Genomic DNA, 13,317 nt, shown 5'->3' on the forward strand with positions numbered 1-13,317 from the left:
GGCTTACTTGTAGCTCCGCCACTCTTCGGGCGTCTCGTCGCAATCGCCATGGAGGCGGCGCTCGTAGACCTTCATGAAGGCCTCCTGCGACTTGATGTCCGGCTCGTTCGCCGCGAGGTTGCGGCGCTGCACGCCTTCGCAGAAATATGCGAGCGCGCGTCTGAGCTTCGTAAGGAGGCTGTTGTCGAGGTGGAACCCCTGGTTCGCGAGCGCCGTTTCCAGGCCTTCCAGCGTGTACTCGCAGACATGGTAGGTCACCAGCAGCCTGCAATCGTCTGCGCCACGACCGACGCACAGGCCCTCGAGCCCCTCCAGCAAGGCGAGGGCACGCTCGGCCTGGCCGAGCGGCAACGCGTGAAAGACGATTTCGCGGCTTTTCTCGAGATCACACGGTCGCATGGCATCCCCGGGCGGCTAGGTTCTAGTCAGTATAACTCGCCGCGCCGCCGTCGCCAGCGCCGCCGTGCCGCCCTCAGCGCGCCTGCAGAATCTGCAGGCCCTTCAGCAGATTGAGCGCCTGGTTCACCTGGAAATCCTTCTTCGACACGACCTCGCCCGGTTCCAGCGGCGCCGGCTTCTTCTCCTTGCCGTCGGGCGGCGCGCGGTCGGCCGGCGGCGCCTTGATGACCTCGCTCGGCTTGTCCTGCGGCGCCGCGTCCCCGCCGTTCGGGTTGGCGAGATGGTGCTGGAGGTCCGCCTCGCGGATGCCCATGCCATCCTCCTCAGACGGCATGGAGGGATCCTCGACCACGATATCCGGCTCGATGCCCTTGGCCTGGATCGAACGCCCGCTCGGCGTGAAATAGCGCGCGGTCGTGAGCTTGATCGCCGTGCCGTTGCCGAGCGGCAGGATGGTCTGCACCGAGCCCTTGCCGAAGGTGCGGGTACCCATGAGGACGGCCCGCTTCTGATCCTGCAGCGCACCCGCCACGATTTCCGAGGCCGAAGCGGAACCGCCGTTGACCAGCACGACCATCGGCACCTGCTTGACGCCCTCCGGCAGGCTCTTCAGGAAGTCGCTCTGCATCGGGCGCAGATAGTTCTCGGGACTCGCGGTCAGGCGCATCTTGGCGTCCTCGGTGCGGCCGTCCGTGTAGACCACGAGGCTGTCCGGCTTGAGGAAGGCGGCGGCCACGGCGACGGCACCGTTGAGCAGGCCGCCCGGGTCGTTGCGCAGGTCGAGGATCAGGCCCTTGAGCGGCGCCTTGTTTTCCTTGTAGAGCTTGTCGAGCGCGTCGGCCAGCAATTCGCCCGTATGCTCCTGGAACTGCGTCACGCGCACATAACCGTAGCCGCTCTCGAGGAGCTTGAACTTGACGCTGCGAATCTTGATCACGGCGCGGGTCAGCGTCAGCACGATGGGCTTGTCGACGCCCTTGCGCGCGATCGTGAGCCTGATCGTCGATCCCGGCTTGCCGCGCATGCGCTTGACCGCATCGTTGAGGCTCATGCCCTTCACCGGCGTGTCGTCGAGCTTGACGATCAGGTCGCCAGGCTTGACCCCGGCCTTGAAGGCGGGCGTATCCTCGATCGGCGACACCACCTTGACGAAGCCGTCCTCCATGCCGACCTCGATGCCGAGGCCGCCGAACTCGCCCTGCGTGCCGACCTGGAGATCCTTGAAGCCTTCCGTGTCGAGGTAGGCCGAGTGCGGATCCAGCCCCGAAAGCATCCCGTTGATGGCGGAGTCGATCAGCTTCTTGTCGCCGACCGGTTCGACGTAATCGCTCTTGATGCGCGCGAACACGTCGGTGAACGCGCGCAATTCCTCGACCGGCAACGCCGTCGCCGCGTCCTTGTCGGCGATCGCCGAGAGATTGAGCGTCATCGCCGCGCCGGCCAGAACGCCAGCCAGACCGACGAGCACGAATTTAGCCTTGTGTGTCATCTCACTTCACCCAATCGAGGGGGTTTACGGGGCGGCTCTGGTGCCGCATTTCAAAGTACAGGCCCGGCTCGGGCTGGCCGCCGCTGTTGCCGACCGCGGCGATGGCGTCACCGCCCTGGACGCGGTCGCCCACCTGCTTATACAGACTTTCATTATTGCTGTATAGGCTCATGTAGCCGTCGCCATGGTCGATGATGATGAGGTTGCCGAAGCCGCGCAGCCACTCGGCAAACACCACCTGGCCGGCCGCGATCGCCTTCACCGCCGTACCCTGGGCCGCGCGGATGAACAGACCCTTCCAGTTCAGCCCGCCGCCCTCTCTCGGAGCGCCAAAGCGGTTCATCAGTTCCCCGGCGACGGGCAGATGCAGCAGACCTTTCAGGCGGGCGAAGGGCTGGTTCGAGCGGAACGGAACGGGCGTCTCGCTGTTCACCGCGACCGGGCGCCGCGCCGACGCCGACTGGCCGCGCGCGCTTTCCTGCTTCTGCTGCGCCTGCTGGGCCGCCCGGGCACGCGCGGCCTCGCGCGCCGCCTGCTGCGCCATGAGCCGGTTGAGCCGTTCGACCAGGTCGGTCAGGCTGCGCTCGTCCCGCCTGAGCGTGGCAATCTCGCGTCGCTGCCGCTGGATCTTCACCGACAGCTTCTGCAGCACGGCTTCGCGGGCCCGCTTGTCCGCCAGCAGCTTCGCCTGCTCCGCCTCGTGCGCCGCGCGCAGCCGGGCCAGTTCGCCGTTCTTCTGGCTGGCCTCCTCCTCGAGGTGCGCGAGTTGCGCGAGATCTGCGCGCAGGCTGTCGATCATCGCCTGCTGGGCGTGCGACAGGCGTGACAGGTAGCGCAGGTCGCGCGCGGTCTGGTTGGGATCGCCGCCATTGAGAATGAGCTTGAGCGCCTCGCCCTGCCCCCGGGTATAGGCGCCCCGCAGCGCCTGCGCCAGGTGGGCCTGCTGCTGGCGCACGCGCGCCGACGTCGCGTCGGCTTGTTCGCGCAGGCCCTGCAGTTCGCCCGCGGTGCGCTCGCGTTCGCCGTCCAGCTGGCGCATCTGCCGCACGCTGCTGCTGATCGCCCGCTCCGATTCCCGCAGGTCGTCGGCCGCCTCCTGGCGATGCGCCTGGGTGGCGTTGAAATCCTGCTGCAAGGTCTGCAGCCGCTGCTTGAGGGCGTCGAGTTCCGATCGCTTGCGATCGACCTGGCTGGCGCCCACGCAGAGGGGCACGCAGAGCCCGAGCAGGACGAATAGGGAGTTGGCCTTCACCCTGTCGAGCTTACCCGAAGCGGGCGGCCTTACTCAAACCGAACCAGCGCCTCGCCAGTCATCTCCGGGGGTTGTCCCACCCCCATCAGTTTCAGCAAGGTCGGGCTGATGTCCTCGAGCGCGCCGGTTTCCGCGAGGGTGATCCGGCGCGGGCCGATGCAAATCAGCGGCACCAGGTTCATGGTGTGCGCCGTGTGCGGCTGGCCGGTCTCGGCGTCGCGCATCAGCTCGGCGTTGCCATGGTCCGCAGTGACGAGCACCTCGCCGCCGCGCGCGAGCTGGGCCTCGACCACGCGGCCGAGACAGGTGTCGACGGTCTCGATTGCCTTGATCGCGGCCTGCAGGTCGCCGGTATGCCCGACCATGTCCGGGTTGGCATAGTTGCAGATGATGAGGTCGTACTGCTTGCCGTTGATCGCGGCGAGCAGCTTCTCGGTGACCTCGAACGCGCTCATTTCCGGCTTGAGGTCGTAGGTCGCCACGTCGGGCGACGGTACCAGCACGCGATCCTCGCCCGGGAACGAGATTTCCTCGCCGCCGTTGAAGAAGAAGGTGACGTGCGGGTATTTCTCCGTCTCGGCGATGCGCAGTTGGCGCATGCCCAGATTCGCGACGTATTCGCCGAGGCCGTTCTTGATCCGTTCGGGCGGAAAGGCCACCGCGACGTCGAAATCGTCGCTGTATCCGGTCAGCGTGCAATACGTCGACAGGCGAGGAGTGATTTCGCGCTCGAATTCGCTGAAGTCCGCCTCGATGAACGGACGCGACAGCTGGCGCGCGCGGTCGGAACGGAAATTCATGAACACGACGGCGTCGCCGTCTTCCATCCTCACCGGCTTGCCGTCGGCCGGCAGGATCGCCGTCGCCTTGACGAACTCGTCGGTCTCGCCGCGCGCATAGGCGGCCTCCAGCCCGGCCACCGCGTCCGGCGCCTGGAACTCCGCGCGCCCCTGGGTCAGCAGGTCGTAGGCGGCCTTGACCCGCTGCCAGCGGCGGTCGCGGTCCATCGCGTAATAGCGCCCGATCATCGACGCGACGTGGCCGACGCCGATCTCCGCGATCTTGTCGTTGAGGCGGCGCAGATAGACGTCGGCGCTCTTGGGGGGCGTGTCGCGCCCATCCAGAAACACGTGCAGGCAGACCTTGTGCAGGCCTTCGCGCCGGGCCAGTTCGAGGAGTGCGTGGAAATGCGATTCATGACTGTGCACGCCGCCGTCCGACAGCAGGCCGAGCACATGCAGCGTCTTGCCGTTGTCGCGTGCCAGATGCACCGCATTGAGAAGGGCGGGGTTGGTATAGAAATAGCCGGATTCGATGGCGCGGTCGATGCGCGTGAACTCCTGGTACACGACCCTTCCCGCGCCGATGTTGAGGTGACCCACCTCGGAATTGCCCATCTGCCCCTTGGGCAGCCCCACTTCCGATTCGGATGCATGAATCAGCGTGTGCGGATACTGCTTCCACAGCCGGTCCCAGTTCGGCTTGTTGGCCTGCGCGATCGCATTGTCCGCGCGCTCACTGCGGCAACCAAATCCGTCGAGGATGATGAGCAAAACCGGCACGGTCTTCATGAAAAAGTTTCGATAAGTTGGCTTGTTTTCGTGGAAATATTTTAATATATGCGTGATTGCTTATCTATACGCAATCTGCATTGTTTGGACGAAACGCGGCGCGTGGCGGTACCGGTGTGACACGGCGGCCACGGGCGCGGCGCTAAGGATCGAGGAACGAAATATGTCTGCAACTGACTGGGACGAAGTGGACCTGATGGACAAGGACGAGCACATCGAGCAGGCCTCGCGTGCCATGAAGGCCATGTCGCACCCGCTTCGGCTGAAGATACTCTGTGTCCTCGGCGACAAGGAAGTGAGCGTGCAGGACATCGTCGACCATGTCGGTACCTCGCAGAGCAACATCTCGCAGCACCTCGCCATCCTGCGCGACAAGGGCGTGCTGCGCACCCGCAAGGACGCCAACCGCGTCTTCTATCGCGTGGGCGACACCCGGACCCTGAAGCTGCTCGGCATGATGCGCGACGTGTTCTGCGGATTCACCAAATAGGCCACCCCCCTCCCCTGCACAGGCCCGGCGCGCGAAAGCGTGCCGGGCCTGTTCGCTTTCCACGGTCCCGGAAATGACCGAAGCACGGGCGCCCGCCCCTGGCGCGGCGGAATGCGCGACGCGTCCGTCCGCCTTTTCGTCCTATATATTCAACCAGAGCGGTCGGGTACGCTGACATGATGTTTCCACCCGAAGCCTGCGAGCGCCTGCGCCGGTGTGATCGACGCGTGGCCGGTGGAAAGTGGAATAGACATTAATATATAATTAATTGCTAATATTTATCGCGCGCGCCTATTGCGAACCCATACAACGAGGGGCATTCATGCGGCTCACAAAAACGAATCCAGGTCGGGTGAAAGCGCTGGCTCTGCTATGTCTATCGGTATTTTCCGCCGGGGCGGCAGCGGAAACGCTGGACTTCGCCCAGGCCGTGCAGCGCGCACTGGACCGGAATCCGGACATCCTCGTCGCGGGCGCACAAGTCGCGCAGGCGCAAGCGGCCGTCAGGCAGAGTGAAGGGGCGCGTCTGCCGAAGGTGACGGCTTCGTTCAACGTCACCCGCACCGACGATGCCCTTAACGCCTTCGGCCTCAAGCTGTCGCAGCGCAACGCCACGTTCAACGACTTCGGCGCGGCGGAATTCACGGGCCCGACGGCGCTGAACGTCGCGCCGCACAATCTCAACTACCCCGACCCCGTCAACAATTTCAACGCGCGCCTGGAAGCCCAGCTGCCGATCTACACCGGCGGCATGATCACCGGCTACAACGAGCAGGCCAACGCCTATCTGCGCGCAGCCCGCCAGGGCGACGCGATGGCGCGCCAGAAGGTGATTTTCGACGTGCTGCGCGCCTACGAAGGCGTGCACACCGCGCGCGCCTACGAGGATGTCGCCAGGCTGGCGCGCAGCGCCGCCGAGTCCTACGTCAAGACCATCGGCAACCTGCTCAAGGGCGGCGTGGTCGTCAAGAGCGACCTGCTCTCGGCGCAGGTCCATCTGGAGGACGTCAAGGTCCAGCAGGCCCAGGCCGAAAACGCCGTCGGGCAGGCGCTGGACCAGCTCCACCTGCTGCTCGGCACGCCGCTGACGGCACCGCTCGACGTGGCGGGCACCGTGGAAGTCAGGCCGCTTGCCGGCACGCTCGCCGACTACCAGAGCGAGGCGCTCAAGTCCAATCCCGGCCTCGCCGCATTGCGCAACCAGGTCGACGCCGCGCAGGCCGCCGTCAAGGTCGCGCGCGCCGGCCGGTATCCCCAGGCCGGCCTGCTCGCGCGTTTCGACACCAACGACAAGAACGCCGGGTTCGATGCGCACTCCTACACGCTGGGCGGCCAGGTGTCGTGGCAGCTGTTCGACGGCGGCGTGACCAGCGGCGCCATCCAGCGGGCCCAAGCCAGCCGCGAAGAGCTCGCCGCCAAGCTCCAGCAGGCCGAGAACGGCATCGCATACCAGGTGGCGGAGGCGTGGCGGCGCGCCGACGAGGCGCAACGCCGGGTCACGGCACGCGAGCTCGCGGTGAGCCAGGCCGAGGAAGCCCAGCGCCTGGTGCAGAAGCGCTACGCCAGCGGTGTCACGACCATCACCGAGCTGCTGGGCGCCCAGGCCCAGCTCGACAAGGCGCGGGCGGACCTGGTCGCCGCCCGCTACGACCTCAAGGTGCAACGCGCCAATGCCCGCCTGGTGACAGGCCGCCTGCAACCGGACCACATGTGAGCGATCCGATATGAATTCCATGGCTAACATTCCCTTCCTGCGCGTTGCCCTGCTTGGCATGGCACTGGGCTTGATCAACGGTTGCGGCAAGCACGAGGCCCCCGAAGGACGGGCCGCGGTCGCCGGCCGCACGGTCCAGGCCGAGGTGCAGACCGTGCAGAAGACGCCCCTGGCCGTCCCTATCGAAGTTCCCGGCACCGTCGTTTCGGAAGACCAGGTGCAGGTCGCCTCCCGGCTGATGGGCTACATCCGCGAGATCAAGGTCGCGGAGGGGCAAGCCGTCAAGGCCGGCCAGCTGCTTTTCGTCGTCGATCCCGCCGATGTCCAGGGGCAGGTCAGCCAGGCGCGCGCCGGTGTCGCGCAGGCCGAAGCCGCGCTCGCCGACGCCAGGCTCGACTACGAGCGCTTCGGCGCGCTGTACAAGGAAGAAGCCATCCCGAAACTGCAGTGGGACAAGGTTCGCCTGCAATACCAGGTGGCCGAGCAGCAGGCCGCAGCGGCACGCGCCGGCCTCGCCCTGGCGTCGAACCAGATGCGCTATGCGTCGGTCACGGCGCCGATCAGCGGCGTCGTCACGCAGAAGCTGGCCAATGCCGGCGACCTTGCCGCACCCGGACGGCCGGTGCTGGTTCTCGAAGGCCTGAAGAAGCTCCAGGTGCGCGCCCAGGTCAGCGGCGACGTCTACGCCAGCATCAAGACCGGCGACAAGGTCACGCTCGTGCGCGATGGCGATGCGGCGCAGGCATCGCTCGAAGGTACGATCGCGCAGCTGGTGCCCGCCGCCGATCCGGTGAGCCATACCCACCTCGTGAAGATCGACCTGCCCGCGAACAGCGGCCTCACCAGCGGTAACTTCGTGCGCGCGGGATTCGCGGTCGGCAGCCACGCCGGCATCCGCGTCCCCGCCGGCGCGGTCGCCGAACGCGCCGGCATCACCGGCGTGTTCACCGTCGACGCCCAGGGGCTCGCACGCTACCGCATGGTGCGAACCGGCGCGACCGCCCAAGGCATGACGGAAATCGTGTCCGGCCTGGTTCCCGGCGACAAGGTGGTCGTCTCGAACGTGGCGCAACTGGAGAACGGCGACAAGGTGAGCGGGGGTGCGCATGAGTGAGCGCGCCGCCCCGCTCAACATCGCCGGCAAGCTCGCCGGCATCTTCATCGAATCGAAGATCACCGCCATGATCATGCTGGCGGTGGCGCTGGCGGGCCTGATGGCGCTGTTCGTCACCCCGCGCGAATACAACCCGCAGATCGTCGTGCCGGCGGCCAACATCATCGTCGCCAAGCCCGGGGCGTCGCCCGAGGAAATCCAGAACCTGGTGGTCAAGCCGCTGGAAGCCATCATGAACGCCCAGTCCGGCGTCGATCACACCTTCGGCTACGCCGCGCCGGACTTCGGTCTGGTGACGGTGCAGTTCAAGGTCGGCGAGGACCAGGAGAAAAGCCTGGTCAAGCTCTACAACCAGCTGATGCAGAACATGGACCGCATGCCGCCCGGCGCCATGCAGCCCATGGTCAAGCCGGTCAACGTCGACGACGTGCCGATCATGACGTTGACGCTGTCCTCCGCGCGCCTCGACGACATGCAGATCCGTCAGGTCGCGAGCCGCATCCTGGAACAGCTGCGCAACGTGCCGGGGGTCTCGTTCACCCAGCTCGTCGGCGGCTCGCCGCGCGCGGTCAACGTCTGGATCTCGCCCGCCAGGCTCGCGGCGGCCGGCATCGCCCTCGACCAGGTCGACAAGATGCTGCAGGGACAGAACGTCGCGGTGCCGGCCGGCAAAGTGGTGGGCGACAACCGGGTCTCGCCGCTCCAGTTGCAGGGCTTCCTCGGCAGCGCGCGGGAAGTCGGCGACATCGTCATCGGCGCCCCCAACGGGCGGCCCGTGTTCCTGAAGGACGTGGCCACCATCGTCGACGGGCCGCAGGAAACCGACGAAAGCACCCGCTTCGCCTACGGCCCCGCGGCCGGCCAAGGTGCCGCGCGCGGCGAGGCGCCCGCGGTGACGCTGGCGATCGCCAAGAAGGCCGGCACCAACGCGGTGGTGGTCGCGGACGCCGTGCTGAAGAAGCTCGATCAGCTCAAGCGCCAGGCCATTCCCGCCGACATCCAGGTCGCCGTGACCCGCGATGACGGCGCACGCGCCAACGATGCGGTCAATACGCTCGTCGAGCATCTCGGCATCGCGATCGGCTCGGTGATCGTCATCCTGGTCTTCTTCCTCGGCTGGCGCGAGGCCGGCATCGTCACGCTGACCGTGCCGCTGATCCTGTTCGTGGTGCTGACGATCGGCCTGTTCGCCGGCCAGACCATCAACCGCATCACGCTGTTCGCGCTGATCCTGTCGCTGGGCCTGCTGGTCGACGCCGCGATCGTGGTAGTGGAGAACATCCACCGCCATCTGCATCACGGCATCGGCGACCGCGACTTCAAGGACGTCGTCATCCAGGCCACCAACGAGATCGGCAACCCGACCAACATCGCGACCATCGCGGTGATCCTGGCCTTCATTCCGATGGCCTTCGTCACCGGCATGATGGGGCCGTTCATGCGCCCCATCCCCTTCAACGTGCCGGTGGCGATGATCGCGTCGCTGCTGATCGCCTACATCGTGGTGCCGTGGGCGACCAACCTGTGGCTCAGGAAGAAGGCCGCGCAAAGCGAGCTCGCGCGCAAGGAAAGCCTGGAGGAGGCCGGCGCGCACAAGACCGACCGCCTGCATCGCGCCTACGTCAAGGTCATCACCCCCTTCATCGAACACCGCGGCCGCCGCAACCTGATGTTCCTCGCGGTGCTGGTCCTGCTGCTGCTGGCCATGCTGATGCCGGCGTGGCAGTTCATCCGTCCGGCGGGAATCAACGGCCCGCTGTCGGCGCTGGGGGTGGAACTCAAGATGCTGCCGAACGACAACACCAACACCTTCCTGGTGGAAGTCGACACGCCGGCCGGCTCCACGCTCGAGGACACCGACCGCGCCGCGCGCGCGGTGGGCGGCGTGCTGGCGCAGAACCGCTACGTCACCGATTACCAGACCTTCCTCGGCATGACCGCGCCGATCGACTTCGCCGCGCTTGTACGCGGCGACCTCATCAAGCGCGGCGACAACCTCGCGCAGATCCGCGTCAATCTGGTCGACAAGCACGATCGCTCGGTGACGTCCCACCAGATCGTCCAGGCGCTCAACGACAGCCTCAAGCCCGTGCGCGAGGCGTTTCCGCAAACCCGCGTCAAGCTCTACGAGACCCCGCCCGGCCCGCCGGTGCAGGCGCAGGTCCTGGCGGAGCTGTACGGCCCCGACTACCAGAAGATTCGCGACGCGTCTCCCGACGTGCGCCGTGCGTTCGAGTCCGTCTACGGCATGATCAACACCGACGACTCCGTTACGGCAACCATGCAATCCTTCTCGGTCCAGGTGGACCGCGAGAAGGCCGCGCTGTCCGGCGTCGTCCCCGGCCAGGTCGGCAAGCTCCTGCGCGATTACGTCTCGGGCCTGTCGATCGGCTCGGTGCACGTGGATTCGGCACGCGAGCCGATCAACATCGTGGTGCGCCTGCCGCGCGCCGAGCGCCAGTCGCCGGCGTCGCTGATGGCGATCCGGGTGACGAACATGATGGGCCAGCAGGTTCCGCTGGGCGCGATCGCCAAGGTGGCGGAGGTGCCCTACGGCAAGCCGATCTATGACCGCGACCAGCACGCCATGGTGATGGTGGGCGGCGAAATGGTGACCTCCAGCCCGGTCTACGCGGTGCTGGCGCTCGACAAGATGCTGGACAGCACGCTGCTCTCGGACGGCGTGCGCTTCAGGACCGGCAACCTGGGCTTCACCCAGGCCACGCCGGACGACGTCACCGGCTACCATCTCTTGTGGGGCGGCGAAATGCGCCTGACGCTCGACGTCTTCCGCGACCTCGGCTCGGCGTTCATCGTCGCGCTGGTGTTCATCTACCTGCTGCTGGTGGGCTACTACAAGTCCTTCGTCATGCCGATGATCGTGATGGGCGCGATCCCGCTGACGCTGGTGGGCGTCTTCCCCGGCCACTGGGCCACCAGCCAGGCGTTCACCGCGACCTCGATGATCGGCGTCATCGCGCTGGCCGGCATCGTGGTGCGCAACTCGCTGCTGCTGATCGATTTCATCGTCGACTACCGCGCGCAGGGCTACGGCCTCAAGGAGGCCGTGATCGAAGCCGGCGCGGTGCGGCTGCGGCCGATCCTGCTGACCGCGCTCGCCATCATCCTCGGATCGGCGATCATGATCACCGACCCGGTGTTCGGCGGCCTCGCGGTATCGCTGATCTTCGGCACCTTCGCCTCGACCGCGCTCACCCTGATCGTCATCCCGCTGCTCTACTACATCTGGCAGAAGCGGAGCGGGGCACCGACTTGATATTCAGCAGTACGCCCTTATCATCCGCTTTCCATTTCCTAGGAATTCATCATGACCGTTGAACGTCTGGTCCGCATCATCGCGGGGTTTTTCATCATGCTGTCGCTCGCGCTCGCGCATTTTTCGGGCAGCGCCGACATGACGCACGTATCGTGGCTGTGGTTCACCGCCTTCGTCGGCTTCAACCTGTTCCAGTCGGGCATCACGCGGTTCTGCCCGATGGACCTCATGCTGAAGAAGGCCGGGGTCAAGACCGGCTGCGGCCTCTGAGCAGGGGCAAGGCATGGACGTTCAATTCCTGCTGCACAACTGGGTGCTGGTGAGCGTGGCCGCGGTGTCGGGCGCGCTGCTCGTGTGGTCGTTCATCGGCGGCAAGCTGTCCGGCATCGACGAAGCCGACACGCTCAAGGCCACCCGCCTCTACAACGACGACGCGCTCGTGCTCGACGTGCGCGAAGACAAGGAATACGCCGCCGGTCACATCCCCCGGGCCCGGCACATTCCGCTCGGCCAGCTGGGCGGACGCCTTGCCGAACTCGACAAGTTCAAGGACAAGCCCATCCTGGTCACCTGCCGCAGCGGCAACCGCTCGGCACACGCCTGCCGGATCCTGAAGAAGGCCGGCTTCGCGAACGTCTACAACCAGGCGGGCGGCATCCTGGCGTGGGAACGCGCCAACCTGCCCGTCACGACCAAATGAACCAAGGAGCCCGTGAAATGGCCAAAGTCGTCATGTATTGCACCGCCGTGTGCCCCTATTGCGTCGCCGCCGAGCGCCTGCTGAAAAGCCGCGGCGTCACCGAGATCGAGAAGATCCGCGTCGACCTCGAACCCGCCCGGATGGACGAAATGATCGCCCGCTCCGGCGGCCGCCGCACCGTGCCGCAGGTGTTCATCGGCGACACCCACGTCGGCGGCTTCGACGACACCTCGGCGCTCGATGCCGCCGGCGAACTCGTTCCGCTGCTCAACCGCGCCTGACCGCCGCTGCGCGCTTGAATTTCCACGGCGCGCCTCCACCTTGAAGCGAGATCATCCGCTTCAAGGACGCTTCCCATGGAACTCGCCTGCCCCCACTGCCTCGCCGTCAACCGCGTGCCCGATGAGCGGCTCGCCGACCACCCCAAGTGCGGCAAGTGCGGCGCGCCGCTCCTGCCCGGCAAGCCGGTCGACCTCACCGCCGCCAGCTTCGACCGCTTCGTCGCGAAGGCCGGCCTGCCGGTGCTGGTCGACTTCTGGGCCGGCTGGTGCGGCCCCTGCAAGATGATGGCCCCGGTGTTCCAGCAGGTCGCGGCCGAGATGGCCAACCGCGTGCGCTTCGCCAAGGTCGACACCGAGGCCGAGCCGCAGGTCTCGATGCGCCATCACATCAAGGGCATCCCGAGCCTGATCCTGTTCCGCGACGGCGCCGAGGCGGCGCGCATTTCGGGCGCGATGGAAGCCCATGCCCTGAAGCGCTGGCTGGCGTCGCAAGGCGTTCAATAAAGCGCGTTAGAATATCCCCCGTTCCCGGAGCGCAGGCTCCGGTTTTCTTATTCAGGGAGACATCATGAGCGACGCGCAGCAACCCGTGTTCAACATCGAAAAGCTTTACGTCAAGGACCTGTCGGTCGAGGTGCCGAACGCCCCTGCCGTCTACCTGGAGCGCGAGGCGCCGCAGATCGACGTCAACATGTCGACCGAGAGCCGCGGGCTGGGCGAGAACCTCTACCTGTCGAGCATCACCGTCACCGCCACCGCCAAGATCGGCGACAAGACGATGTTCCTGGTCGAATGCACGCAGGCCGGCATCTTCCGCATCGAGAACGTGCCGCAGGAGCAGATCCCGATGGTGCTCGGCATTGGCTGCCCCAACATCGTCTTCCCCTACCTGCGCGAGACCGTGTCGGACGTGATCATCCGTGCCGGCTTCCCGCCCTTGCTGCTGAACCCGGTCAACTTCGAGACGCTCTATCTGCAGCAACAGCAGGGCCAGGTGCAGCAGGCTGCCGCCGCGCAAACGCATTGATTC

Annotated in this window: 13 protein-coding genes; 9 read left to right on the forward strand and 4 right to left on the reverse strand. The window is 66.3% G+C overall.

Features of this window, described 5'->3' with window-relative positions; translation table 11 throughout:
• Positions 1-3: 3 nt before the first annotated feature.
• From VA613_RS12735 to gpmI, 4 genes are all read right to left on the reverse strand, one after another.
• Complete coding sequence (locus tag VA613_RS12735; RefSeq protein WP_324779388.1) at positions 4-399, reverse strand: hypothetical protein; 396 nt, start codon at positions 397-399, stop codon at positions 4-6.
• Between the two features lie 73 nt (positions 400-472).
• On the reverse strand, positions 473-1,888 hold the full coding sequence (locus tag VA613_RS12740; protein WP_324779389.1) for a S41 family peptidase: 1,416 nt from the start codon (positions 1,886-1,888) through the stop codon (positions 473-475).
• Position 1,889: 1 nt separating this feature from the next.
• Positions 1,890-3,140 (reverse strand): murein hydrolase activator EnvC family protein, encoded by a 1,251-nt coding sequence (locus VA613_RS12745; RefSeq protein WP_324779390.1) that lies wholly within the window; start codon positions 3,138-3,140, stop codon positions 1,890-1,892.
• Positions 3,141-3,169: 29 nt separating this feature from the next.
• Complete coding sequence (gene gpmI / locus VA613_RS12750) at positions 3,170-4,711, reverse strand: 2,3-bisphosphoglycerate-independent phosphoglycerate mutase (protein ID WP_324779391.1); 1,542 nt, start codon at positions 4,709-4,711, stop codon at positions 3,170-3,172.
• 163 nt (positions 4,712-4,874) lie between these two features.
• Here gpmI and VA613_RS12755 point away from each other — a divergent pair, with 163 nt between their 5' ends.
• The 9 genes from VA613_RS12755 (at position 4,875) to secB (ending at position 13,314) form a co-directional block, all read left to right on the forward strand.
• Positions 4,875-5,201, forward strand: coding sequence for an ArsR/SmtB family transcription factor (locus VA613_RS12755; RefSeq protein ID WP_324779392.1), 327 nt, complete (start codon positions 4,875-4,877; stop codon positions 5,199-5,201).
• A gap of 352 nt (positions 5,202-5,553) precedes the next feature.
• Positions 5,554-6,915 (forward strand): TolC family protein, encoded by a 1,362-nt coding sequence (locus VA613_RS12760; protein WP_324779393.1) that lies wholly within the window; start codon positions 5,554-5,556, stop codon positions 6,913-6,915.
• Positions 6,916-6,934: 19 nt separating this feature from the next.
• Positions 6,935-8,029 carry an efflux RND transporter periplasmic adaptor subunit gene (locus tag VA613_RS12765; protein ID WP_324779394.1) on the forward strand — a complete coding sequence of 365 codons (1,095 nt, stop codon included), beginning with the start codon at positions 6,935-6,937 and terminating at the stop codon, positions 8,027-8,029.
• On the forward strand, positions 8,022-11,306 hold the full coding sequence (locus tag VA613_RS12770; protein WP_324779395.1) for an efflux RND transporter permease subunit: 3,285 nt from the start codon (positions 8,022-8,024) through the stop codon (positions 11,304-11,306). The genes VA613_RS12765 and VA613_RS12770 overlap by 8 nt, the downstream gene beginning before the upstream one ends.
• 51 nt (positions 11,307-11,357) lie before the next feature.
• A complete protein-coding gene (locus tag VA613_RS12775; protein WP_324779396.1) occupies positions 11,358-11,576 on the forward strand; it encodes a YgaP family membrane protein in 219 nt (72 codons plus the stop codon).
• Between the two features lie 13 nt (positions 11,577-11,589).
• Positions 11,590-12,006: a rhodanese-like domain-containing protein gene (locus VA613_RS12780; RefSeq protein ID WP_324779397.1), complete on the forward strand. Its 417-nt coding sequence runs from the start codon at positions 11,590-11,592 to the stop codon at positions 12,004-12,006.
• 17 nt (positions 12,007-12,023) lie between these two features.
• The gene (gene grxC / locus VA613_RS12785; RefSeq protein ID WP_324779398.1) at positions 12,024-12,287 is read left to right on the forward strand and encodes a glutaredoxin 3; all 264 of its coding nucleotides are present in this window, start codon (positions 12,024-12,026) and stop codon (positions 12,285-12,287) included.
• Between the two features lie 75 nt (positions 12,288-12,362).
• Entirely contained in the window at positions 12,363-12,791 is a 429-nt protein-coding gene (trxC, locus tag VA613_RS12790) for a thioredoxin TrxC (RefSeq protein WP_324779399.1), read from the forward strand.
• Between the two features lie 64 nt (positions 12,792-12,855).
• Positions 12,856-13,314 (forward strand): protein-export chaperone SecB, encoded by a 459-nt coding sequence (gene secB / locus VA613_RS12795; protein ID WP_324779400.1) that lies wholly within the window; start codon positions 12,856-12,858, stop codon positions 13,312-13,314.
• Positions 13,315-13,317: the final 3 nt, after the last annotated feature.

Origin of the sequence: Thiobacillus sp. SCUT-2, from assembly GCF_035621355.1 — a bacterium.
Lineage (GTDB): Bacteria > Pseudomonadota > Gammaproteobacteria > Burkholderiales > Thiobacillaceae > Thiobacillus > Thiobacillus sedimenti.

Bases quoted from the DNA above. Each gene is read 5' to 3' on its own strand.
- VA613_RS12735 (WP_324779388.1), bottom strand. From the start codon at position 399: ATGCGACCGTGTGATCTCGAGAAAAGCCGCGAAATCGTCTTTCACGCG.
- VA613_RS12740 (WP_324779389.1), bottom strand. From the start codon at position 1,888: ATGACACACAAGGCTAAATTCGTGCTCGTCGGTCTGGCTGGCGTTCTG.
- gpmI (WP_324779391.1), bottom strand. From the start codon at position 4,711: ATGAAGACCGTGCCGGTTTTGCTCATCATCCTCGACGGATTTGGTTGC.
- VA613_RS12755 (WP_324779392.1), top strand. From the start codon at position 4,875: ATGTCTGCAACTGACTGGGACGAAGTGGACCTGATGGACAAGGACGAG.
- VA613_RS12765 (WP_324779394.1), top strand. From the start codon at position 6,935: ATGGCTAACATTCCCTTCCTGCGCGTTGCCCTGCTTGGCATGGCACTG.
- VA613_RS12770 (WP_324779395.1), top strand. From the start codon at position 8,022: ATGAGTGAGCGCGCCGCCCCGCTCAACATCGCCGGCAAGCTCGCCGGC.
- VA613_RS12775 (WP_324779396.1), top strand. From the start codon at position 11,358: ATGACCGTTGAACGTCTGGTCCGCATCATCGCGGGGTTTTTCATCATG.
- VA613_RS12780 (WP_324779397.1), top strand. From the start codon at position 11,590: ATGGACGTTCAATTCCTGCTGCACAACTGGGTGCTGGTGAGCGTGGCC.
- grxC (WP_324779398.1), top strand. From the start codon at position 12,024: ATGGCCAAAGTCGTCATGTATTGCACCGCCGTGTGCCCCTATTGCGTC.
- trxC (WP_324779399.1), top strand. From the start codon at position 12,363: ATGGAACTCGCCTGCCCCCACTGCCTCGCCGTCAACCGCGTGCCCGAT.
- secB (WP_324779400.1), top strand. From the start codon at position 12,856: ATGAGCGACGCGCAGCAACCCGTGTTCAACATCGAAAAGCTTTACGTC.